This window comes from Andreprevotia lacus DSM 23236 (genome assembly GCF_900176275.1).
In the GTDB taxonomy this organism is placed as follows: Bacteria; Pseudomonadota; Gammaproteobacteria; order Burkholderiales; family Chitinibacteraceae; genus Andreprevotia; species Andreprevotia lacus.
This window is the reverse complement of sequence record NZ_FWXD01000016.1, coordinates 24,400-44,298: the sequence shown is the minus strand read 5'-3', so window position 1 is coordinate 44,298 and position 19,899 is coordinate 24,400. Positions and strand designations below refer to the sequence as shown.

24 protein-coding genes are annotated in these 19,899 nt (G+C 63.6%); 11 read left to right on the top strand and 13 right to left on the bottom strand.

Annotated elements, in window-relative coordinates; all coding sequences use genetic code 11:
• Positions 1-167: 167 nt before the first annotated feature.
• Positions 168-674: a hypothetical protein gene (locus tag B9A19_RS13940; RefSeq protein WP_084091417.1), complete on the bottom strand. Its 507-nt coding sequence runs from the start codon at positions 672-674 to the stop codon at positions 168-170.
• A 30-nt stretch (positions 675-704) separates the two neighbouring features.
• The gene (locus tag B9A19_RS13935; RefSeq protein ID WP_139798846.1) at positions 705-1,115 is read right to left on the bottom strand and encodes a hypothetical protein; all 411 of its coding nucleotides are present in this window, start codon (positions 1,113-1,115) and stop codon (positions 705-707) included.
• Positions 1,116-1,168: 53 nt separating this feature from the next.
• Here B9A19_RS13935 and B9A19_RS13930 point away from each other — a divergent pair, with 53 nt between their 5' ends.
• Positions 1,169-1,570, top strand: a complete 402-nt coding sequence (locus tag B9A19_RS13930; protein ID WP_139798845.1) for a hypothetical protein — start codon at positions 1,169-1,171, stop codon at positions 1,568-1,570.
• A gap of 368 nt (positions 1,571-1,938) precedes the next feature.
• Here B9A19_RS13930 and B9A19_RS13925 read toward each other — a convergent pair whose 3' ends face one another.
• The 3 genes from B9A19_RS13925 to B9A19_RS13915 all read right to left on the bottom strand — a co-directional run bounded on the left by B9A19_RS13925 (position 1,939) and on the right by B9A19_RS13915 (position 4,148).
• On the bottom strand, positions 1,939-2,172 hold the full coding sequence (locus tag B9A19_RS13925) for a hypothetical protein (protein WP_084091414.1): 234 nt from the start codon (positions 2,170-2,172) through the stop codon (positions 1,939-1,941).
• A 383-nt stretch (positions 2,173-2,555) separates the two neighbouring features.
• Positions 2,556-2,975, bottom strand: a complete 420-nt coding sequence (locus B9A19_RS13920) for a hypothetical protein (RefSeq protein WP_084091413.1) — start codon at positions 2,973-2,975, stop codon at positions 2,556-2,558.
• Between the two features lie 198 nt (positions 2,976-3,173).
• Positions 3,174-4,148 carry a hypothetical protein gene (locus B9A19_RS13915; RefSeq protein ID WP_084091412.1) on the bottom strand — a complete coding sequence of 325 codons (975 nt, stop codon included), beginning with the start codon at positions 4,146-4,148 and terminating at the stop codon, positions 3,174-3,176.
• 117 nt (positions 4,149-4,265) lie between these two features.
• Between B9A19_RS13915 and B9A19_RS13910 the strand changes: the two genes are divergently transcribed.
• The 3 genes from B9A19_RS13910 to B9A19_RS13900 are packed head-to-tail and all read left to right on the top strand — an operon-like array spanning position 4,266 to position 5,440.
• Complete coding sequence (locus tag B9A19_RS13910) at positions 4,266-4,562, top strand: MafI2 family immunity protein (protein WP_084091411.1); 297 nt, start codon at positions 4,266-4,268, stop codon at positions 4,560-4,562.
• Between the two features lie 35 nt (positions 4,563-4,597).
• Entirely contained in the window at positions 4,598-4,975 is a 378-nt protein-coding gene (locus B9A19_RS13905) for a hypothetical protein (RefSeq protein ID WP_084091410.1), read from the top strand.
• A gap of 42 nt (positions 4,976-5,017) precedes the next feature.
• Positions 5,018-5,440, top strand: coding sequence for a hypothetical protein (locus tag B9A19_RS13900; RefSeq protein ID WP_084091409.1), 423 nt, complete (start codon positions 5,018-5,020; stop codon positions 5,438-5,440).
• A gap of 116 nt (positions 5,441-5,556) precedes the next feature.
• Here B9A19_RS13900 and B9A19_RS13895 read toward each other — a convergent pair whose 3' ends face one another.
• A complete protein-coding gene (locus B9A19_RS13895; protein ID WP_176216941.1) occupies positions 5,557-6,513 on the bottom strand; it encodes an SPFH domain-containing protein in 957 nt (318 codons plus the stop codon).
• Entirely contained in the window at positions 6,510-6,773 is a 264-nt protein-coding gene (locus tag B9A19_RS13890; protein WP_084091407.1) for a hypothetical protein, read from the bottom strand. The genes B9A19_RS13895 and B9A19_RS13890 overlap by 4 nt, the downstream gene beginning before the upstream one ends.
• A gap of 519 nt (positions 6,774-7,292) precedes the next feature.
• Here B9A19_RS13890 and B9A19_RS13885 point away from each other — a divergent pair.
• Both B9A19_RS13885 and B9A19_RS13880 read left to right on the top strand, forming a co-directional pair.
• On the top strand, positions 7,293-7,772 hold the full coding sequence (locus B9A19_RS13885; protein WP_176216940.1) for a GNAT family N-acetyltransferase: 480 nt from the start codon (positions 7,293-7,295) through the stop codon (positions 7,770-7,772).
• 106 nt (positions 7,773-7,878) lie between these two features.
• The gene (locus B9A19_RS13880) at positions 7,879-9,663 is read left to right on the top strand and encodes an endonuclease/exonuclease/phosphatase family protein (RefSeq protein ID WP_084091405.1); all 1,785 of its coding nucleotides are present in this window, start codon (positions 7,879-7,881) and stop codon (positions 9,661-9,663) included.
• 153 nt (positions 9,664-9,816) lie between these two features.
• Here B9A19_RS13880 and B9A19_RS13875 read toward each other — a convergent pair whose 3' ends face one another.
• The 4 genes from B9A19_RS13875 to B9A19_RS13860 all read right to left on the bottom strand — a co-directional run bounded on the left by B9A19_RS13875 (position 9,817) and on the right by B9A19_RS13860 (position 11,649).
• Positions 9,817-10,455 (bottom strand): peptidoglycan-binding protein, encoded by a 639-nt coding sequence (locus B9A19_RS13875; RefSeq protein WP_217807068.1) that lies wholly within the window; start codon positions 10,453-10,455, stop codon positions 9,817-9,819.
• A 190-nt stretch (positions 10,456-10,645) separates the two neighbouring features.
• Positions 10,646-10,906 (bottom strand): hypothetical protein, encoded by a 261-nt coding sequence (locus tag B9A19_RS13870; RefSeq protein ID WP_084091403.1) that lies wholly within the window; start codon positions 10,904-10,906, stop codon positions 10,646-10,648.
• A gap of 103 nt (positions 10,907-11,009) precedes the next feature.
• Positions 11,010-11,270 carry a hypothetical protein gene (locus B9A19_RS13865; protein WP_084091402.1) on the bottom strand — a complete coding sequence of 87 codons (261 nt, stop codon included), beginning with the start codon at positions 11,268-11,270 and terminating at the stop codon, positions 11,010-11,012.
• Between the two features lie 76 nt (positions 11,271-11,346).
• On the bottom strand, positions 11,347-11,649 hold the full coding sequence (locus tag B9A19_RS13860; RefSeq protein ID WP_139798843.1) for a hypothetical protein: 303 nt from the start codon (positions 11,647-11,649) through the stop codon (positions 11,347-11,349).
• A 221-nt stretch (positions 11,650-11,870) separates the two neighbouring features.
• On the opposite strand from B9A19_RS13860, the gene B9A19_RS13855 reads away from it, so the two are divergent.
• Positions 11,871-12,305 (top strand): hypothetical protein, encoded by a 435-nt coding sequence (locus B9A19_RS13855; protein ID WP_084091400.1) that lies wholly within the window; start codon positions 11,871-11,873, stop codon positions 12,303-12,305.
• A gap of 297 nt (positions 12,306-12,602) precedes the next feature.
• On the opposite strand, the gene B9A19_RS13850 is transcribed toward B9A19_RS13855, so the two are convergent.
• Together B9A19_RS13850 and B9A19_RS13845 are read right to left on the bottom strand one after the other, a co-directional pair.
• Entirely contained in the window at positions 12,603-13,289 is a 687-nt protein-coding gene (locus tag B9A19_RS13850) for a hypothetical protein (protein ID WP_084091399.1), read from the bottom strand.
• 1,050 nt (positions 13,290-14,339) lie between these two features.
• Entirely contained in the window at positions 14,340-14,699 is a 360-nt protein-coding gene (locus B9A19_RS13845; RefSeq protein ID WP_084091398.1) for a hypothetical protein, read from the bottom strand.
• Between the two features lie 408 nt (positions 14,700-15,107).
• Here B9A19_RS13845 and B9A19_RS13840 point away from each other — a divergent pair, with 408 nt between their 5' ends.
• The 4 genes from B9A19_RS13840 (at position 15,108) to B9A19_RS13825 (ending at position 19,779) form a co-directional block, all read left to right on the top strand.
• Complete coding sequence (locus B9A19_RS13840; RefSeq protein ID WP_084091397.1) at positions 15,108-15,722, top strand: hypothetical protein; 615 nt, start codon at positions 15,108-15,110, stop codon at positions 15,720-15,722.
• Complete coding sequence (locus B9A19_RS13835; RefSeq protein WP_217807067.1) at positions 15,709-17,118, top strand: terminase large subunit domain-containing protein; 1,410 nt, start codon at positions 15,709-15,711, stop codon at positions 17,116-17,118. The genes B9A19_RS13840 and B9A19_RS13835 overlap by 14 nt, the downstream gene beginning before the upstream one ends.
• 223 nt (positions 17,119-17,341) lie before the next feature.
• The gene (locus tag B9A19_RS13830; protein ID WP_084091396.1) at positions 17,342-19,573 is read left to right on the top strand and encodes a portal protein; all 2,232 of its coding nucleotides are present in this window, start codon (positions 17,342-17,344) and stop codon (positions 19,571-19,573) included.
• Positions 19,570-19,779, top strand: coding sequence for a hypothetical protein (locus B9A19_RS13825; protein ID WP_084091395.1), 210 nt, complete (start codon positions 19,570-19,572; stop codon positions 19,777-19,779). The genes B9A19_RS13830 and B9A19_RS13825 overlap by 4 nt, the downstream gene beginning before the upstream one ends.
• Positions 19,780-19,899 lie beyond the last annotated feature (120 nt).

The window sequence follows — 19,899 nt, the reverse complement described above, 5'->3', positions numbered from 1 at the left end:
CCGCGCAGGGTGCAATCAGCGTGGTGCATTGCATCGCGGGTTTGCGGTGGGTGGCGCGGTATGGGGGGCGATTACGTCGGTGCAATTCGCCTTGCTCATTGCACCCTACGCTCCTGCGTCCCCGCTGCTGCGCGCGATTTCCAGCGCGGCCATGGTGTTGTTTGAGCTCATTTCGGGGCTGATGCAGGGGGTGTGGGCGCGTGGCGAATCTCGAGCGCACGTGGCGTGGTCTGCTCGGACAGCAGGTCTGTCCAGTTGTCTACCCGCTGGCGTTGCTGCAAGGGCAGTGCGTCGTATGCGTCGCTGAGCTGGTAGGCGCGCAGGTGCGCGTACAGGGCTGCGTCATCGGTGCCGACGACATCTTCGAGGAAGTAGACGGCAACGTAGTTGTCCAGCGCAAAGCGCTTGAGGATTTCGCGGTCGAACAGCAGCCGGTCGGCCAGCGGTTTGGCCTTGACCCGCTTGGCCTGCGGTAGCAGGTCTTCTTCGATATAGTCGTTGACAAATGCCTGCCTGAAGAACGCACCGCGCACGGCAGTGGCGACTTCATCGTGCACGCTGTCCGGCACGTCGGACAAGCCACGGCCGGCATACAGCCACAGCACGCCGGGCGTGGCAGCGGCCAGCAACAGCAGCATGGTGAGGGCGAGGGCAAATTGATGCAGGCGCGTCATGTTGCGGGGTGTGGGGGTGAATGAGCTGGATCAGGGGTTGGGTGTTGCGGGTGTGCGGCAGGCTGCCGGCACATCGCTGGCAGACCCGCCCGCGCAGGTCCAGACGACGTGGCCTGCTGCATCGAACTGTGGCAACAACACGATCAATTGCTGGTGCCGGCCCCAGGCCAGCAGCGTGCCGTTGTCCTGCACCTGCAGGGCGGCCGGCAAGGATAGATCATGCAGTGCCGTATTCAGGCCTTTGCCCACGCCAGAAAATGATTTGCTGGCCATGGCGCGGGCGGCAATCTGCTGTTGCAGCGGAGCCAGCTGGAGCAGCATGCCGCCGCTCTCGGCCCGGGCGCGATAATCTGCATATTGCGCGTGGCCGAGCGCCGCCAGCACCAGTGCGCTCAGCGTGCCGGCTGCGCCGGTGGCAAAACAGGTCCAGGCGGGTTTCAATCCGCGCTCCTTGTGCAGTTTGGGATGCAAGCTTGTGGGCGTTCGCTGCGGCATTGCAGAATGATGCCAGCGTTTTTACCGCCCCATATCGTGAGGCCCCGATGAGCAAGGCATCATACTTGGCAATCATGCCGGCGCTGGTCAATTTGATTGCCCGGGGCAAAGTCGAGTTCTTGTACCGCTACGATGAATTCAATCAGTGGATTATCGCTGGCGATATGGTGTTTGAATGCCGCGAGGAAATCGAGGGCTCGTTCAGCATTCGTCACCAGGGGCTGATCTTTTTGCTGATGCGCGAAACGCCCGGCTGGGCCGAGGTCGGCGCCGCATTGGCTCCTGTCGTTGAAGACAGCGGCTATGCCGACGACGCGCACGCGCTCGCTATTAGGCACAGATTATGGGATGCCACTGCTGCACGGCTGGCGGCGTTGAGCAGCCCGATGCAACAAGCGTAGCGCGGTCAGCGGGTCTTTGCGGTGGGCGGTGCTGTATGTAGGTGTTGTTTCGTGCGGCGCAATGCGCGTTGCGTATTGCGCGCCCTGCTGGCTGCTGGGCGAAGCGCCGCAAAGATCGAAGCAGCACACATCCGGCAGCTGAGATGAGAGGACGCCACCCGGCTTGCCGGGTGGCGTCCTCCTGATTACAGCGTCAGGCCGTGGCTTGCCAGTGCGACTGAGCGTGCGCGGCTGGCTTGCCTTGGCCCCGCTTTAGAGCCGCCAACAAAACCCAGTGAAGCGGTGCTGGCAAGGCACGCGAAACGCAGACAGTACAAGGCGTACGGCAAGTGCGCGTAACGCCGCCAGCAGGGTTTTGTTCGCGGCTCTTATCGTATTGCCTCCTCGGTGATGCGTGCGTGGGCATCCGTGATGTGCACGCCATAGGTCTGGATGTCGTCCAGGCATTCGTCGGCGTCGACGCCGGGTGTGGTTTCCCCTCGGCGCAGTTCGATGGCCTTGAAGGCGGTCCAGGGGGCGTATTTCTGCGGGAGATTCTCGCCCGCCGCATGGCTTGTAAAACCGAAGATGCGGCCTGGCCCTCTAAAAATGTGTATTTGCATGTGATTGACCGGAAGTTGTGAAGTAATGCATTTCCAATTCCTCCTTGCTTGAGTTGCGGAATGAAGACGGCGTAGTGCGCGAACTCAGCGGCCTGGCCGGGAACCGGGCACTCAAAAAGCGTTGATCAACAACGACATGCAGACCATGTTGCGGGGCTGGCCCGCAAGAGAACGCCAGTGTAGGGCCTGCCAGACTTCAAATCAAAGACACCTTTGTAAATAAGGTGGGCACTGTGTTTGACGTGTCGGGAGGGGTGCTCCAAAGGGGCGGCAAGCGGTGTTGGCCGGCGGTGCGGGATTGGGTGTGTTCAATGCGGCGCAATGCACATTGCACCCTGCAGGGCTTGATGGCGCATGAATGACAGCACTGTACCGCCTTGCGCTCAGACCGGCTTGACCGCCATCGCCGCCTTGTAGACCGCTGCGCTGCTTTTGACGATGCTGGACGGGTTGCCGCCGGCGATGGCGCCCATCAGGTCGAGAAAGCCGGCAAAGACGTCGATCTGCGCGCCGATGTTGTCGATGCGGGCTTGGGCCTGGGTGAGCGCGTCGGTGGCGCGGTTGATGCCGTCCACGGCGGCGCCGGCCTGGTGGTCGGTGGTGACGATTTGCAGCGTCTGGCTTTCCCAGTCTTTGAGCTGGCGGATCATCTGGTTGCAGAGCTTGGCGCGGGCGAAGTAATCGTCGCCATCGTCGTTTTCATGCGCCACCAGCCAGTCGGACATGTCGGCCAGCAGCGCGAGGGCCTGGCTGCGCAGCGCGAGTTTTTCGGCGGCGTCGATTTGCACGCTGATGGTGGGCATGAGTTGGCTCCGTGAAGGTGACGGGTGGTTTGCAAGCTGCTGCGTGCCGCTGGCGAGCAGAGCGAGGCCCCCTCGCGGCGGCGAGGGCGGGGGGCGCGGGATCGAAGGGGGCGTGCCGCTGTTTCACTGGCACAGCGGGCCGGAACCCGGCCTTGCCGGTTGATTGATCACGGCTGCCCGAGGGTGCATGGCAGGCGCTCAGAATGCATCGCCGATCTGGCGCTGCAGCTTGTACACCGCCTTGCCAAAATCCAGCACTTCTTTGGCGATGTCCTTGCGGTCGGGGTGCTGCACGGCGTCGCGCGCCTGGGTGAAGGCGGGCGGCAGTTGCTCGAGCGCGGCCAGCAGCTTGCCGAGCGCGGCGGCGCGTTGCTCAAGATCTTTTTGCCGGACCTCGAGCGCGCGTGTTTGCTCGGCCACGGCCAGTGGCTCGGGGAGGGTGCCGAGGTGCAGCAAACGCCGGTTGAACGAGGCGGTGATCCTGGTCTGCAGCGCGGCGGTGGTGAGTGATTGCTGGTAGGACTGCGTGATGGCCTGGAGCTGGCCCAGCAGCAGCGCAATGCGTTGTTCCTGTTCGTCGCCCAGCGCGCTGGCCAGTTGCGTTTGCCGGTAATGCCGCACCGCCATGTCGTAGACCAGCCGGGTAAGGCCCTGCACGGCCTCGACCTGCGCGTTGATTTGCGCCGGTGTTTCACCGGCCAGCAGCGGGGTGCCGCGCAGGTGGTTGCCCAGGTCATCAAACCTGGCGTTGTAGGTGACGAACTGATCGGAGGCGACCGCACCCAGCGCGCTGGCATAGTGCTGCAGTGCCTGGGCAAACACCTGCGCCCTGGCCAGCCGCACGCGGTCTTGCTCGCATTGCTGCCGGCCGGCCGCAGTATCGGCATGGGGGGAGAAGGCCTCGTCGGCTTCGTCCAGCGTGCGCAGCGCGTCGGTCTTGGCGGTGCTGGCGGGCTGGGCAGCCCAGTACAGCCGGGTCAGCTGCAGGATGCGGTTTTCCTGCTCGACATGGCCCACCACTTCGTCGCAAAAGGCGGCGTAGTGCTGCAGCATCTCGCCCGATTGCGTGGCCAGCGCTTCGGTGCTGTTGCCAAAGGTGGACACGGCGCTGAGGTTGGTGGCGCAGCCGGAGATGAGCAGCGCGGCAAGACTGGCGAGCAGCAGGCGGAGCATGGGGCGACCTTGTTCCGGGTTTGATGTTATTGTTTTAATCAATTTGGGGTAAGTAATGCAAGGAGTTATCTTGCCAGGGAGTGAAAGGCGCAGCACGCACCCGGCCAGGGGGTGGCGATGAATGATGCAGGCTTCAGGCTGATTCTGTTTACTGCCTTTCTCGGGGCTGTTCGGGAGGGTGTGCGCGCGATTGCCTATGCGTGCGACGGGCACACGCTGGCTATCCATGTTTATCTGGCCCGAGCGCCAGAGCCGGATGATCACGAGGTGGTGGATATCGCCATTACCGAGGTCATGGCGGCGTGCCCGCAGATCATGCAGCAAGACATCGTCTTGCAACACACCATGGCCCCCATCGGCAGGCTGCCTGCGCATCAGGGCTGGATCTTTGTGCGCTCCGAAGCTGGGGCGTAGCGGATCGCATGAACAACCGGTTCGCATTGAGTCAATTGACAGTTGCAAAGGCCTGGCTGGCAGGGGGCGCCATCATGCTGCTGCCGCAATGCCTGTTTTTCTGCAGCATCGCTACGCCGTGGCTGGGATTGCATGCAGGCTGGCTGGTCATGTGCCTGATGGGGGCATCGCCGCTGCTGGCTGCCGTGGCCATCGTGCTGATGCTGCGCAAGGATGTTGCCCATATGCCCTACCTTGTGGGATTGGCCTTTGCGCTGGCCAGCTGCTTGATGCAGTGGCTGGTGCAGCAGTTTGTTGGCCCGGTTGATCTGGCCGGGGCGGGGGCGGGTTTGTTTGTGTGGTCTTTTCTGGCAGGCACGGCGCTGGCGGCCGTTGGACGGGCCGCTGCCGGTTTGTTTGTTGCCGGGCATTGAGCCGGGCAACGGTGCATGGCGCACAAGCGCGCAGGGGGTGGAATGAAACAATGGCGCCGCGACTGGCGCACGGTCGTGGCCAATCTGCTGGCGGCAGCCGTGGTTGCCGCGTTGGTGCTGGGCACGCCATGGCCGCTGGCGCCCAATGGGGCGGACGCGATCACGCCGGGCATGACCTTGTGGCTGTTGTTGCCGGCGTGCGTGTACTACTGGGAGCGCAACCCCACGCTGGCGGGTGGGGAGTGGCTGGCTTTCTTGCTGGTGTCCACGGTCGTCACCGGCTTGTTCATGTGGCTCGATTGCCTGCACGACCAGCGTCGGGGTGCGATGAGCGCGGCGTGCACATCACTCGGCCTCGAGATCGGTTCGCCGAGTACCTTGTTGATGGTGGGGGTGCCGCTGGCCTGCGCAGGCGGGCTGGCCCGCCGGGTGATATTGCGGGTGTTGCCTGCCCGGCGGGGTTGAGGGGGCTGTGGCCCCAGATGTTTGCGCGGGGTGCATTGGTGTTTCTTGCGGCGCAATTCGCCGGGCTTATTGCACCCTGCGCGTGTGGCGGCGGCTTTTTGTGGCGGCGTTGCCCCCTACTTGCGATTCCCCAGCATCGCGCCGGTGAGCGCGCCGGCGAAGCCTTCGCCGCTGTTGCCGCCGATCACCAGCGTGGTGGGCAGTTGGCCGTTGAATTTGTGCATCATTTCCACCTGGGCATCGACCAGTTTCTTTTTCAGTTCCAGATCGACCATGGCGGTGGTGGCGGCCTGGGCCTTGGCGAATTCCTCGGCGGCGCGGGCTTGCTGGCGGGCGGTTTCGGCCAGCGCAGAGGCTTCAAACTGCTTGTCGATGGCTTGCTGGATCTGCTTGTTTTCGTAGCTCATGCCATCGGTGTAACCCAGGTTGTCGATGGTGACGCCCATGGCGGCAAAGTGCGCCACCGTTTCATCGCGGATGCCCTTGAACATGCTGGCGCGGGTGGCGCGGATTTCGTCCAGCTTCATGGCGCCGGTTTTTTCGGACAGCCGGGTGAGGATGAATTTGCGCACCTGGTCGTCGATGATGTGGCTGAGCGGCTGGCCGGCAAAGTAATACTGGAAGCGCGCGGCGTTTTCGTCGGCGACGTGGGCGGTCACGCTGGCGCCCATGTAAAAGCCGATGCTTTCCACCGATTCGACGTGCAGCGCATCGTCGGCCGGGTTGGAGCCGGTGCCCGGATCCTTGGTCCATTCGCGGCTGACGGGGGTGCGCGAGACCTTGATCAAGCGGTACATGGCCACATCGCGCAGGCAGTCTGCCGCCTGAAAGGTTGAATCGCACAGGCGCACCAGCTGGTGCGGAATCTCCACCGTCTTGGCCTGGATCTTGTTCTTTTCCAGATATTCGATCGAGTTGGTTTGCGTTTGCTGCTTGCTGTCGCCGCGCAGCGGGATCAGGAAGGCGGTTTCATTGGGCTCGACGGTTTCGATTTCGTTTTTGGCATAGTGGCTGCAGCCGGCCAGCAAGGTGGCCAGTGTGGCAACAACGAGCGGGGTACGGGTACGCATCATTTTTCTCCTTGATCTTGCTTGAGCAGGGCGATGATTTCCTTGTGCCAGAGCGCGGCCAGCACCAGCGCCAGCAGCAGCACGCATACGGCAGCCGGCGCGCCCTGCAGCGCGTGCAGCCACAGATAGCCGCTGTCGCTATCGTGCAGCTGGCTTTCCACCACGCTGCGCGTAGCCAGAAAGCCGAAGTTGCCGATCAGGCCGAACCACGCGCCGGTGGCCAGCAGCAACAGCAAAGAGAACAACACCTTGATGATTTTCATGACACCTCACAGCAGCACGGGCAGGCCCAGTGCAGAAACGCCGCGCAATACCGCGCGCGGCAAACGGCCGCGAATACGCCGGCAAGCCGCTGCCCTGGCGCAGCCACAATGGCAGCGCCCGGTCAGGCAGATGCAGCGATCAGCAGTAGACGGAAAGGGGCAGCAGACTCAGGCCAGCGGCCCGAGGCGCGCGCCAAAGCGGCGGCGCAGGTGATGTGGCGATTTGACAGCCCCGGCAGGGCAAATTGCGGTATGCATGATGCGGTTCGGCTTTAGCCCGACGCCTTCACTGTGGCGGCGGGAACGTGTAGGCCGTCCTCCTGAGCTGATTATTTGCCGGCCCCGGCGGGATGCAAACCTGTTGCGGCAAATTTTATGGCTTCTTTATACCGGGGGCATGGTGGCTTGTTTGGCCTGCGGGGGTGTTCTACAGTGCCTGCGGCTGGCCCCCGTTGTGGCCCGCCATGCCGGAGTGCCATGCCAGATCAGCCGCCCCCAGCCGCTACCCGCATTTGCCCCATGACGCAGGCGCATGCCGCTGCCCTGGCGCAGGCGGTGCTGCATCCGTCGTTGCGTGCAATACCGGTGGGGCGAATGGCGCACGAGTACGGCGCGGCGGCCTTGCTGGTGCGCCAGCTGCTGGATGCAGAGCGGCAGCTGGGTAACTGGTATGCGGTGCTGGATGGCAATGGCGAGTTCGTCGGCCAGGTGGGGCTGGTGGTGCGGCGCGGCGCGCAGGCGCAGCTGACCTACTGGATTGCCGCGCCGGCGCGCGGCATGGGGCATGCCACAGCGGCGGCCAGGTTGGCGGTGCAGCTGGCGTTTGCCGGGCCGGAGTTGCAGTTGCTGACCACGGTGGTGACGCCGGGCAATGCGCCGTCGTTGCGCGTGTTGCAGAAAACCGGCTTTGCGCGCGCGCCGGCGCTGGACAAGCCGGGCAGCCACCTGGGTTTTTGCCTGCAGCGGCTGGCCAAGCGCCGCGAACAAAACCCGGCGTAGCGGTGCTGGCAAGGCACGCGAAACGCAGGCAGTACCGGGCCGTACGGCCAGTGAGCGTAACGCCGCCAGCAGGGTTTTATTGGCGGCGCCAAGAAAGGGGTTAATCATGGATGTGCAGCAGTGCGAAGCATGCGGCGCCGCTTCAGCGGGCTTGGGTACGTGCGCGTATCACGAGAGCCGCAAGCCCTATCTGTGCAAGGCATGCAAGGCCCAATGGCTTTGCCCCGATTGCACCTGGCATGCGCTGTCGTTCGAGCTGGATACGGAGGGACTGCCCAAGGTGCTGGCCTGCGATGATCTGGGCCAGCCGCCGCCCGGCTCGGTGCGCATCGACAAGCGCTGGGCGTTCGAGCAGCAGATGCAAACCTATATGGCCTACCGGCAGAGCGAGCTGAACCGGCTGAAAAAGCCGCAGCCGCTTGATCCGCTGCACGAATATCTGCCGCCGCCGCAGGGGCCGGTGGTGAAAGCCAGCGGCAGCGGGGTGGATGCGCAATCGACCGGTGTGGGCGACACCATCGTGCTGCCGCCGCCCAAGCCCTTGCGGGTGATGTCGTGGAATTTGCAGGATCTGGGCGGCGGCCCCAGCCGCGGCGCGCAGCGCAGCGATATGGCCATCTTGCGTATTGCCTGCGTGATTGCCGAGGCGGCGCCGGACATTTGCGCCTTGCTCGAGGTGAAGTTGGCGGCGCATTTGCCCAAAAAGCCCGAACCGCCGCCCTTGCCACGCGAAACGCGCCGCACCCGGGGCGCAGCATTGACGCAAAAGGCGCAGGATGCGCATGACGAATACCTGCGCAAGCTGGACGAGTGGGAACAAACCAAGCTGGCGATTGCCGAGCAGCACAGAACCGGCGTGCCCACCGGCAAGAAGGAGGTGCTGCGGATTTTCGAGTGCCTCAAGCAGATTACCCACAGCAATTGGGGTTTGCTGCTAGACCCTGCGCTCCATACCGAGAGCGAAACCTATGCGTTTTTCTACCGCACCGATGGCGTGGCGGTGCAGGCCTTTGAATTGATCCACAAGGACGCCGGCAACAGCCGGGTCGAGTGGCCCGAGACGGGATTTCGCGCGCCGGCGCGGGTAACGTTCAAGCTGGGCGGCAGCCGGCTGGGCCGCACCTGCGGCAAGGTGGATGAGGACTGGTTGCTGGACATGATCGCCTTTCACGCCCCCGCGCCGCACCATGGCGAGAAGGTGCCGCTGGCGATTGCCAATTTCGCCAAGATTGCCTGGCCGCGCGAGACGGTATTTGCCGGTGATTTCAATGTCGACACCGAGGTGGGCGACGTGAAACAAGAAATCAATTATGCCAAGAAGATAGAAGAAGCCGACAGTGACGAAGAGGCCGAGGCGCTGTTCGACAGGTGGAGCGAGCTGGCCTACAACGTGCAGCTGGACAACAACCGCCAGCTGATGGCGCGTTTTTTCAGCGAGTTTGATGGCCTGATGCACAAGGTGATGGGCGATTGCCACTGGCTGGAGGGGGTGGACCTGGCACGCACCTCGATGCGTGCCAAGATCAAGCCCTGTGTTGAAGAGCACTTTGCTGCGGGCATGTGGTCATCAACCAATGCATTTCAGTGTGCGGCCTACGACAAGATTGCCTTGCTGACCCCGAAAAGCTGCGACGCGCGCCTGCTGCAGCCCCGCAACTTTGGCGGCTGGTGTTTTCCGCTGTTCGAGTTCTTGATGCCCAAGTCGCTGCGGCCGCTGTTCAAGGTGAAGTTCTTTGACGATGGCGCGGTAGACCGCTTTCAGGAGCTGGTGGTGCCGGTGAGCGGTGGCGGCGGCAATCCACAGCTGCAGCAAGTGCTCAATGGCGTGAAGGAGGTGAGCGATCACGTGCCGGTGCTGCTGGATCTGGAAATTCACCCCAAAACAAAATGAGCGGGGTGTTGCTGCCGCGCTGATGGCGCGCGGCAGCGCCTGGCGCCGCCAACAAAACCCGGTGTAGCGGTGCTGGCAAGGCAGGCGAAGCGTAGATAGAGCCCCGGCCCCAAGGCCAGTGAGCATAACGCCGCCAGCAGGGTTGGCGGCAGCTTAGCTGCGAAAATCGTGCGCCTGCGCCAGTGCAGCGCGCGTGGCGGCGTCGTCTTCGCCGGTAACGGGCAAATCATGCTGCACCTGGAAATCGATCAGCGCCAGCCGGGTGAGCATGCCGGGGGCGCCGTCTTCGTCGCCCAACACGTAGCCCAGATTGCGCAGGCGCATTTGCGTGCCGGTGGCGTTGGCGGGCGGCTGCAGGTGGGCCAGCGCAATGCTGATCTGCCGGCCGTCGCTGTCCAGCGTGAGCGTGAGTTGCTTTGCGCCGCAGGGCAGCGGGATTTCCAGCTTGCCGTCGCCATCGGTGCTGCCTTGCTGCGCCACCCCGTCGACATCGGCCACAAAGGCCTCGTTGGCGCGCGGTGTGCCATCGTGCGCCAGGATGCGCGCGCGGTAAAACGCCGGCACGCCATGGCGGCGGAACATGTGCCGCTGGCCGGTGGCAGCCGCCACGGCTTTGGCCTCGGCCTGCGGAATGCGCACCACATCGCCCGGCTGCAGCTGTTGCGGTACCTCGCGCTGGCGGCGCAGCGCGGCGTTGTCGGCATGGGTCCAGACGGCTTCGGCGCTGAGGCCGGCGGCGGTGGCCAGCGCGGCAATCGCGTCGCCGGGGGCGATGGTATGCGGGGTGCTCATGATGCGTTCAGCATACACCAGCGGCAGGTGATACATCGGCGCGCGCCGCTGCGCTGGCTGGTGCAGGCGGGTGCTTAGAGCCGCTAACAAAACCCTGCTGGCGGCGTTACGCTCACTGGCCGTACGCCTTGTACTGTCTGCGTTTCGCGTGCCTTGCCAGCACCGCTACACTGGGTTTTGTTAGCGGCTCTTAGAAGTACCCGATGTCGATGGTGTGCATCGAGAAGCCGCTGTATTGACCGAATTTGACATGCCCTGTCTGCAGGTTTCTTGCCGACCAGGAAATGTAGCATTGAGCGAGCCCATTCAGGTGCGGACGTACCACAATGGTCTGGTTGGGGCCCAGATGTGCGTCCGTGAGCAGCAGGGAGGCTGCTCCGCGTGCATAGCCGTCGTTGGCCAGCAGACTGATATTGAAGGGCCCTCTGTTGCGGAAGGTGATGCCAAGCATGTTGTTCTCTCTTTGGAGCCGCCAACAAAACCCTGCTGGCGGCGTTACGCTCACTTGTCGTACTGGCCAGTGAGCACAGCCAGCAGCGCTTTGTGAGCCGTGCTTAGAAAGGCCATATGTCGACGGTCTGTATCCAGGGGCCGGTGACATGGCCGGTTTTGACGTGCCCGGTGCGGAGGTCTCTTGCCGACCAGAAGATGCTGCAGTGGGCGAAGCGATCCAGGCGCGGGCGCACCAAGACTGGCTTGAAGGGGAGCAAATGAACGCCCGAGAGCAGGATGGCCGCGTGCCCCTGTGCATTGCCGTCATGGGCTGACAGGCTGATGCTGCTGGCCCCCCTGTAGCGGAAGGAAACGCCAAGCATGTTGTCCTCTTTTTGGTGTTGCTAACGTTGCTGGTGGTGCTGCCGTATGGGCCGGGGATGGCCGGCACAGCGTGGCTCAGCCCGGCTGCGGCAGCGCAGGAGTGCGGGTGGTAAGGCGTGGCCAGAACTGGAAGTCGATGACGGGGTTGCTGGGCTGCATCAGTACCTGGGTGCGGGAAAATCCGGTGCGCGTGTCGTCCGCGGTGCAGGACAGGAAGCATTGGCCGTATCTGTTCTGGCGCGCCATCACGCGCACGTGCTGGCCGGGATTGAGCAGTGTGTTGGTCAGAATGGGCGGACTGCCAGGCCTGTCCATGCCGTCATAGACCCACAGGGTAAACGGGTCGAAGCCGCTGTTGCGGATGGTAACGTAGATCATGTTGCCCTCGCTGTGCAGGACTGCCGGGGTGCGCAGCGCGCCGTGCCGGTACGCTGCCCGATGGCGTACCAGGTACTGCCAGCCTGTCGCCAATAGCTGTACAGCATATCAGTATGTTGCTGAAATGACTGACAAAAATGGCAAGTTTGTTCTGCGCAGCGGCATGCCTTTACTTATAATGGCTACGCTTATTTTTGAAGCGCCCCAGCCCGCGAGACCCGATGACTGACAATATCTATGCACCCTCAAAAGCCGACCTGAGCACCGCGCCGTTGCAGGGCGGTGAGGCCCCCGCGCTGTGGAACCCCGACGCTGCCGGCAACTGGAGCCTGCTGTTCACGCCGGTGTTTGGCGCCATCCTGGGCTACAAGAACTGGGTGGCAATCGGTGACGAGGAGGAAGCAAGACGGGCCAAAGTGTGGGTGATCGTCAGCGCGCTGGTTGTGCTGGTCATGCTGGCCATTCCGCAGCTGGCTTTTCCATATCTGCTGGTGTGGTATTTCGCGGCCAACCGGCCGCATGCCAAGTATGTAAAGGAGCGCTGGGGCAAGGATTATCCGCGCCGGGGCTGGGGCAAGCCGCTGGGCATCGGCGTGCTGTGCATCGTGGCAGTGTGGGCTGTGGTGTTTGGACTGGTGATGGCCGTTGCAAGGTGATGCCGGCGTGATGCGCAGGCGGACGGTTTTGCGGTGCTGGCGGCGCAATGCGCGTTGCTTGGAGCCGCTAACAAAACCCTGCTGGCGGCGTTACGCTCACTGGCCGTACGCCTTGTACTGTCTGCGTTTCGCGTGCCTTGCCAGCACCGCTACACTGGGTTTTGTTAGCGGCTCTTATTGCGCCCTGGGGGGGCGCTTGCGCGTCGGGATCGGGCGGCAGCGCGAGCACCTTGCTGGCCTTGGGCAGCGGGCTGGTGGTGGCGATGAAGCTGTAGCTAGCCGGAATCTGCATGGTGCTCAGGCGTAGGTATCGATTTTCGTCGGGGTGAGGTAATCGCCCACGACGAAAATGGCGTTGTAGTAGTGGCCGTCGTCCACTTTTTGCTGGCCGCGCCGGCCCAGATTGGTGGAATCGGCCATGATGGCTTTCAGGCGCAGCGCGCCGTCGTCGATTTGCTGCCTGGCCGTGGCATATTCATTGTTGGCATTGAAGCGCGTGGCCACCCGCAGGTTGTCTGGCGTTTGCTGATAGCGGCCTATGGCGGCATCGCTGAATGTCCTGGCCGCCTGCTGCATGGTTTTGTCGGCATTCAGGCGGCCTTCCAGCCAGGCCTTGTCCTGATCGGACAGATCATTGCTGACCACGCTGAGCTTGCCGCCCTTGAGCGCGAAATCCCACTGGGCATGGGCGAGATCGGGGCGCTGCTGGTTGAGTTTCTTTTGCAGGGCATCGAGGCGAACCTTGATGGTTTCCAGCGAAGTGCGTGCATTGTTCAGCGGGTCTGAAATATGCGTCTTGAACCATTGTGTGCGTTCTTCGTCCGTGTATTCCACCGTTTGCGCCGTGGTGCCCTGCGGCGTGCCCTCGGGCAGCGTGTGCAGCTTTTCCACTGCCGCTTGTACGTCGGCATTGGCCGGCAGTGTTTTGGCTGTCGTATCGATGACGGTGGCGCTGGCGGGGAGCCAGTTGGCGGCGATCTGCATTGCAATCTCTTGGGTTGCGGGTGCGGGCAATGACGGGTACCGACGCCGCAGGACGGTCGTCCTGTTGCGGCATGCTTGGCGCACGTGCGTATCCAAATCCTAACAATAAATTACAATAATACAAGTGTGATGTAATATTTGATTTTGTATGTGTTGGTGATGGCAAGGCTTTGGATGTTTTGTATCCGCTGGTGTGCTATTTCGTGGCCAACCGCCCGTATGCCAGGTGAAGGAGCGCTGGGGCAAGGATTACCCGTGCCGGGGCAAGCCGCTGGGTATCGGCGTGATGTGCATCGTGGCGGTGTGGGCTGTGGTGTTTGGAGTGGTGCTGGCCGTTGCACGGTGATGCCGGCGTGATGGGGGCTGCGGCTGCTTGCTTGAACTGGTGTAGTGGCGCAGGGGGCAATAAGCGCCGCGAACAAAATTCAGCTTGGCGGTGCTGGCAAGGCATGCGAAACGAGACAGTACAAGGCGTACGGCCAGCGACACAACGCCGCCAGCAGTGCTTTGTTAGCGGTACTAAGCGCAGCGCATTGCGCCGGGGTTTCTGCGGGGGTGATGTTGCCTTGGGCGTTGTTCCTGCGGCGCAATTCGCGTTGCTCATTGCGCCCTACGCCCCGGGGGCTTGGGCTGGCAGGGGCACCCCGGCTAGACCGGGGCCTTGGCCGGGGTGCCCGCTGGGTGCGGGCGGGTGTTTAGAGCGGCTAACAAAACCCAGTGGAATGGTGCTGACAAGGCGTGCGAAACGCAGACAGTACAAGACGCACGGCAAGTGAGTACAACGCAGCCAGCCGGGTTTTGTTGGCGGCTCTTGATTCACGTATCTGGCCAGGTAGGACAAGACCTGTTCCGGCTGGCGGCCGAACCAGTTGTAGCCATCGTTGACGCGCGCCGTGGTGCCCGCCGTTTCCGGGCTTTTATCTGTATGTCCCCTCACGCGCACAAATGCCCGCCAAGATACGGGCGCTGATCGATTTTCTGGTGGAACAACGCGAGCAGCTGGCGCGCCTGCTTTGAGCGCTGGCGCGCTGCGCCGGTTTGCGAGATTGATCAGGTTTTCACGCTGATGATTTCCCCGGCATTGAAGGAAACCGTCTCGATGCGTGCTCGATGTGTTTTGGCCGCTTCGGCAACCCACTCGATTTGTCCTCTACCGGCTTGGTCTGCAACAACCATCAGCAGCTGATGCTGGCCGTAGTCCAGTTGCGCGCGCACAAGAATGGGTTTGTCGCTGCCTGAATTGAGATCGGTCACAGTAAGAAATATGTCGTCGACGTCTAAATTATTGATCGTTACTTTCACCGTTGCTCCTCGTTTCAAATCGCCATGACCAGCCTGCTGCAGCCTTCTCAATATGAACCATCGCGAGGTGGTTTGCAGGTGCGAAAGCTTGGGGACATCGTCGGCCATTCCTGAATCTTGCATTGAGCGATGCAAGGCCAGTTCACTGTGCGATTGACGGCCTGTGCATCACTGCCTTGGTGTAGGTGCTACACACATTCGGCATATATTACACACTTGATGGTGTATTGGTAAACTGCTAAACTCTGTTTTGCTACCGTGCAATTGCTGCGTCTGCAGTGCAGTGGTAGCGCTGATCTGGTGAGCAAGTCAGCATCAAGATACCCGCCATCGCAAGGAAACAAGCTGCCTTGCACATGTATTGGGCGCTGTGCATTCATCATGTGTTACACACCTGAATATGCATCAGTCCGCTGTTAAACTCCATTTCGTTAGTGTGCAATTGCTGTGTCCATTTCAAGGCAGAGCGCTTGTACGGTTGCCCCGCGCTGGCGGGGTTTTTCTTTTGGGATGCTTATGACCGGCAACAAAACGGCCCGTGATTGGGATGGGGCGGTGGCGCTGCGTCGGGCTGGCATGCCGGTGGCGCGCATTGCGCTGGAGACGGCGATTCCGGCGACGTCGCTGGGGCGTTATTTCAAGCAGCACGGCGTGGTGCCCGATTTGACCGGGCAGATTCAGCAGGCCACGCGCGCCAAGCTGCAGGCAGGGCCGGTGGCGGGCGGCAGCGCGGCCGAGATTGTCGAGGATGCCAGCAACCGCGCGGTGGCGCTGGTGAGCAATCATCTGAAGCTGGCGGCGCGGGGCCGGGCGCTGCTGGAACGGCTGTTCGACGATCTGGAGCAGGGCATGCTGTGCCGCGCCGAAATCGAGGCGGACATCGAGGCCGATACGCAGGATGACAAGGCGGCCACGCGCCGCACGCGCATGCAGCGGGCGGTGGCCTTGCCGGGCCATGCCGGTACCTTGAACGAGCTGACCACGGTGCTGGCCAAGCTGGTGAATGTGGAGCGGCAGGCGCTGAGTGTGGACGAGCCGCGCGAGCAGAACCCGTATGCGGGGCTGACGCAGGCGCAGCTGCACGAGCGCGTGCGCGCCTTGCTGGAGGACAACGCCCTTGGCGACGCTTGATCTGCTGTTGTTGCTGGAGGAGCTGGACCGCCGCCGCCGCGAGCATTTGCTGCAGCATTACCAGCCGTATGCACGCCAGCGCGCGTTTCATGATGCGGGCGGGCGCTACCGCGAGCGGCTGTTCATGGCCGGCAACCAGCTGGGCAAGACCTATGCCGGCGCGGCAGAAATGGCCATGCACCTGACGGGTGAGTACCCGGACTGGTGGCAGGGGCGGCGTTTTGATCGCCCGGTGCGCGCGATGTGCGGGTCGGAATCGGCCGAGCTGACCAAGAAGGGCGTGCAACGCCTGCTGCTGGGCCCGCCCGAGGATAAGGCGCGCCACGGCACGGGGTATATCCCCAAGGCGGCCATCGTCAAGGTGGCATCCAAGCCGGGCGTGCCCGATGCGGTGTCGTCCATCGTGGTGAAGCACGCCAGCGGCGGGCAGTCGGTGTTGCAGCTCAACAGCTATGACCAGGGCCGCAGCAAGTGGCAGGCCGATACCGTCGACGTGGTGTGGCTGGATGAAGAGCCGCCGCACGATATCTATATGGAGGCGATCACCCGCACCAATGCCACCGGCGGGCTGGTGTATCTGACCTTTACGCCGCTGCTGGGCATGTCCAGCACGGTGATGCGCTTTTACCCCACGCCGTTCAACGACGATTGCGTGGTGATCAACATGACCATCGACGATGTGGATCACTACAGCGCCGAGGAGCGCGCGCGCATCATTGCCAGCTACCCGGTGCACGAGCGCAATGCACGCACGCGCGGCACGCCCACCATGGGGCGCGGGCGGGTGTTTCCGGTGGCGGAGGAATCGCTGCTGTGCACGCCGTTCCGCCTGCCGCCGCACTGGCCGCGCATCTGCGGCATCGATTTTGGCTGGGATCACCCGTTTGCTGCGGTGTGGCTGGCGTGGGACCGCGATAGCGATACGGTCTATGTGTATGACTGCTATGCCGAGCGCGAGACGACGCCGCTGGTGCACGCTGCCGCGATCAAGCCGCGCGGCAGCTGGATTCCGGTGGCGTGGCCGCACGACGGCCTGAACCACGAGAAGGGCACCGGCGAGACGCTGGCCGACCAGTATCGCCGCCAGGGGCTGCCGCTGCTGCGCGAGCGCGCCACCTTTGCCGATGGCAGCAACAGCGTGGAGGCGGGCTGCCTGGAAATGCTGGAAATGATGCAGACCGGCCGCTTCAAGGTGTTTTCGCACCTGGAGGACTGGCTGTTCGAATTCCGCCTGTATCACCGCGACGAGCAGGGCCGCATCGTCAAGCGCAACGACGACCGGCTGAGCGCCACCCGCTACGCGTGGATGATGCGCCGCAAGGCCATCACCAAGCCCAGGCCGCAGCTGCCGGCCGGCGGGCAGCCGCTGGTGGGGGATGCGTACTCGGGGTACTGAGCGCGCGTCTGCTTGATGCCACGCCCCCCGCCCTCGCCGCCGCGAGGGCGCCTCGCTCCGCTCGTCAGTGGCTCGCAGGGAGGGCATCCATTGTCGGTATGCATGGCCTGCCCTGCATGCCGCCCCCGCCCCCGCCCTCGCCGCCGCCACGCATCGGTGGCGGGCAAAGACACCCGTTGAATCACTCACCCGCGTGCATCGCAGCCCGGGGTAATGGAGACACATGGATAACGCATTTGCTGCACCGGGTTTGCCGGGCGGCCTGGCCGGCGCTGCGCCGGCCTTGCTGCTGGAACTGGACACCGCCGTGCTCGACCCGCAGGCGCTGCTGGAGCAGCAGCGCGAACGCGACGACGCGATCGACATGCTGGGCGGCACCCTGCAAAAGCTGGCCGAAGAGACGGTGGCCAGGCGCAGCACGCTGGAGGCGCGCTGGCTGGATGACCTGCGCCAGTTCAATTCGCAATATGACCGCGAGACACTGGCACGCATCGACCGCGTCGGCGGCAGCCAGGCCTTTGTGAACCTGACCCGGCCCAAGGTGAATACGCTGATCGGCCGGCTGTGCGACATCCTGCTGCCGACCGACGATACCAACTACGGCGTGCACGCCACGCCGCGCCCCGAGTTGCTGCTGTATGCCGACGAGCTGCAGGCCATGCAGGTCGACCCGGCGCAGCTCACGCCCGAACAGGCGCAAGAACTGGCGCGCAGCATTGCCGACAAGCGCTGCCGCGCCATGGCCGAAGAGATGCAGGATCAGCTGGATCAGGCCAATTACGCCGGCGTATTGCGCGACGTGATCGAGCAGGCGGCGATCTACGGCACCGGCATTCTCAAGGGGCCGGTGGTGGAAGCGCGCCAGCGCGTGAGCTGGGAGCCGCTGAGTGACGGCGCCACCACGGTGCACGTCGGCCGGCCCAGCACCGCGCTGCAGCCCACCTTGCGCATGGTGAACCTGTGGGATTTCTTTCCCGATGCCTCGGCGCTGCGCATCGAGGATTGCGATTTCATTTTCGAGCGCTCGTTTTTGACGGCCCGGCAGATGCGCCACCTGTCACGCCAGCCCGGCGTGATGGCCGACCGCGTGGCCAGCATACTGGCCGGCGGGGCCGAGCGCATGAGCGTGACTACCGGCCACCTGGGCGAGCTGCGCCGCATTGCCGGCCTGAGCGAAACCACGCAAAACCGCTACGAGGTGTGGGAGTACCACGGCGCACTCAGCGTCGAGGATTGGCGCGCCTGCGGCTTTGATCTGCCCGAGGGCGATGCGGCCGAGCTGATCGATCTGGACGTGATCGTGACCTTCGTCAACGGTACGGTGGTGAAGGCCATCATGAACCCGCACGAGGCGGGCGAGCGGCCGTACAGCGTGTTCGTGCTGGAGCGCTCGGATGTGTCGCTGTTCGGCATCGGCATTCCGCGCCTGATGCGCGGCAGCCAGGCATCGGCCAATGCAGCCTGGCGCATGCTGATGGACAACGGCGGGCTGGCGGCCGGCGTGCAGGCCATCGTCAACAAGCGGGTGGTGAAGCCCGAGGACGGCAACTGGTCGGTACGGCCGCGCAAGACCTGGTATGTGGATACCGACGAGCTGAACGCCGACGTGCGCGGCGCGATCAACTTCTTCGACGTGCCGTGCAATATCGGCCCGCTGCTGGAGCTGTTCAACCTGTCGCGCCTGTTGACCGACGAGGAAACCAGCCTGCCGCAGATTGCCGCCGGCCAGCAGGGTACGGCCACCAAGACCGCGCAGGGCATGACCATCCTGATCAACGCGGCCAATACGGTGCTGCGCCGCATCGTGAAGAACTTTGACGACGAGATCACCAAGCCGCTGATCACGCGCTGGTACAACTGGAACATGCAGTACAACCAGCGCGCCGACATCAAGGGCGATTTCCAGGTGATTGCGCGCGGCACGGCGGCGCTGATGCAGCGCGACGAGCAGATCCAGCGCCTGATGCAGGCCTACCAGATGGCCTCGCAGGTGCCGGAGATGGTGCAGTCGGGCAAGCATCTGGAAATGCTGGGCGAGCTGTTCCGCCTGCTGGGGCTGGAGGCGCGCTTTGTGCTGAGCGACCAACAGATCGCGCAGCTGCACCAGGCCACGCAGCAGCAGCCCCCGCAACAACCGCCGCCGCCCGATCCGCGCATTGCCGCGGCGCAGCTCGCGCAGCAAGGCCAGACCGAGCGGCTGCAGATGCAGTTGCAGCACGATGAGGCACAGCAACAGCTTGATGCACAGCTGCACATGCAAAAGCTGGCGCTGCAGCGCGAGCTGGCGGCGCAGGCCGCGCACGGCAAGCTGACCGAGCTGGGCGTGCGCCAGCAATTGTCGCTGGCGCAGGCACAAGCGCAGTCGGACAACATCCGCCTGCAGATCGATGCGGAAAACCAGCGCCAGAACGCCGAGCTGGCCTATGCCATTCATAACGGCGGGCAGGGCATATGAAAACGCCGGAATGGGATGACGTGAGCGCCTATTGCGCGCAGCAGATCGAACGGCTGCGCACCCGGCTGGAACAAAGCGGCCTGCCCGAGCTCGTCAGCGCCGAGCTGCGCGGCCAGATTGCCATCTTGCGCCGCTTGCTGGCCGAGCTGCCGGCCGCCGCCGCAAGCCCGCCGCCCCCGCCCGGAGGGGATGGCGGGATGTATTGATATCCGCAGCAGCACTCGTCTTTGCCGGGCGCTTGCTGTGGTTTGAACCACGCACAGTCTGCACTGGCCCTGGGCAGTGCAGGCACCCATCCACCGCCGCAAGGCGGTTTTTTCATGCCC

Bases quoted from the DNA above. Each gene is read 5' to 3' on its own strand.
- B9A19_RS13880 (WP_084091405.1), top strand. From the start codon at position 7,879: ATGGATGTGCAGCAGTGCGAAGCATGCGGCGCCGCTTCAGCGGGCTTG.
- B9A19_RS13920 (WP_084091413.1), bottom strand. From the start codon at position 2,975: ATGCCCACCATCAGCGTGCAAATCGACGCCGCCGAAAAACTCGCGCTG.
- B9A19_RS13870 (WP_084091403.1), bottom strand. From the start codon at position 10,906: ATGCTTGGCATCACCTTCCGCAACAGAGGGCCCTTCAATATCAGTCTG.
- B9A19_RS13845 (WP_084091398.1), bottom strand. From the start codon at position 14,699: ATGGCCGACGATGTCCCCAAGCTTTCGCACCTGCAAACCACCTCGCGA.
- B9A19_RS13830 (WP_084091396.1), top strand. From the start codon at position 17,342: ATGGATAACGCATTTGCTGCACCGGGTTTGCCGGGCGGCCTGGCCGGC.
- B9A19_RS13940 (WP_084091417.1), bottom strand. From the start codon at position 674: ATGACGCGCCTGCATCAATTTGCCCTCGCCCTCACCATGCTGCTGTTG.
- B9A19_RS13860 (WP_139798843.1), bottom strand. From the start codon at position 11,649: ATGATCTACGTTACCATCCGCAACAGCGGCTTCGACCCGTTTACCCTG.
- B9A19_RS13855 (WP_084091400.1), top strand. From the start codon at position 11,871: ATGACTGACAATATCTATGCACCCTCAAAAGCCGACCTGAGCACCGCG.
- B9A19_RS13850 (WP_084091399.1), bottom strand. From the start codon at position 13,289: ATGCAGATCGCCGCCAACTGGCTCCCCGCCAGCGCCACCGTCATCGAT.
- B9A19_RS13915 (WP_084091412.1), bottom strand. From the start codon at position 4,148: ATGCTCCGCCTGCTGCTCGCCAGTCTTGCCGCGCTGCTCATCTCCGGC.
- B9A19_RS13875 (WP_217807068.1), bottom strand. From the start codon at position 10,455: ATGAGCACCCCGCATACCATCGCCCCCGGCGACGCGATTGCCGCGCTG.
- B9A19_RS13825 (WP_084091395.1), top strand. From the start codon at position 19,570: ATGAAAACGCCGGAATGGGATGACGTGAGCGCCTATTGCGCGCAGCAG.
- B9A19_RS13900 (WP_084091409.1), top strand. From the start codon at position 5,018: ATGAAACAATGGCGCCGCGACTGGCGCACGGTCGTGGCCAATCTGCTG.
- B9A19_RS13925 (WP_084091414.1), bottom strand. From the start codon at position 2,172: ATGCAAATACACATTTTTAGAGGGCCAGGCCGCATCTTCGGTTTTACA.
- B9A19_RS13885 (WP_176216940.1), top strand. From the start codon at position 7,293: ATGACGCAGGCGCATGCCGCTGCCCTGGCGCAGGCGGTGCTGCATCCG.
- B9A19_RS13840 (WP_084091397.1), top strand. From the start codon at position 15,108: ATGACCGGCAACAAAACGGCCCGTGATTGGGATGGGGCGGTGGCGCTG.
- B9A19_RS13890 (WP_084091407.1), bottom strand. From the start codon at position 6,773: ATGAAAATCATCAAGGTGTTGTTCTCTTTGCTGTTGCTGCTGGCCACC.
- B9A19_RS13895 (WP_176216941.1), bottom strand. From the start codon at position 6,513: ATGATGCGTACCCGTACCCCGCTCGTTGTTGCCACACTGGCCACCTTG.
- B9A19_RS13910 (WP_084091411.1), top strand. From the start codon at position 4,266: ATGAATGATGCAGGCTTCAGGCTGATTCTGTTTACTGCCTTTCTCGGG.
- B9A19_RS13865 (WP_084091402.1), bottom strand. From the start codon at position 11,270: ATGCTTGGCGTTTCCTTCCGCTACAGGGGGGCCAGCAGCATCAGCCTG.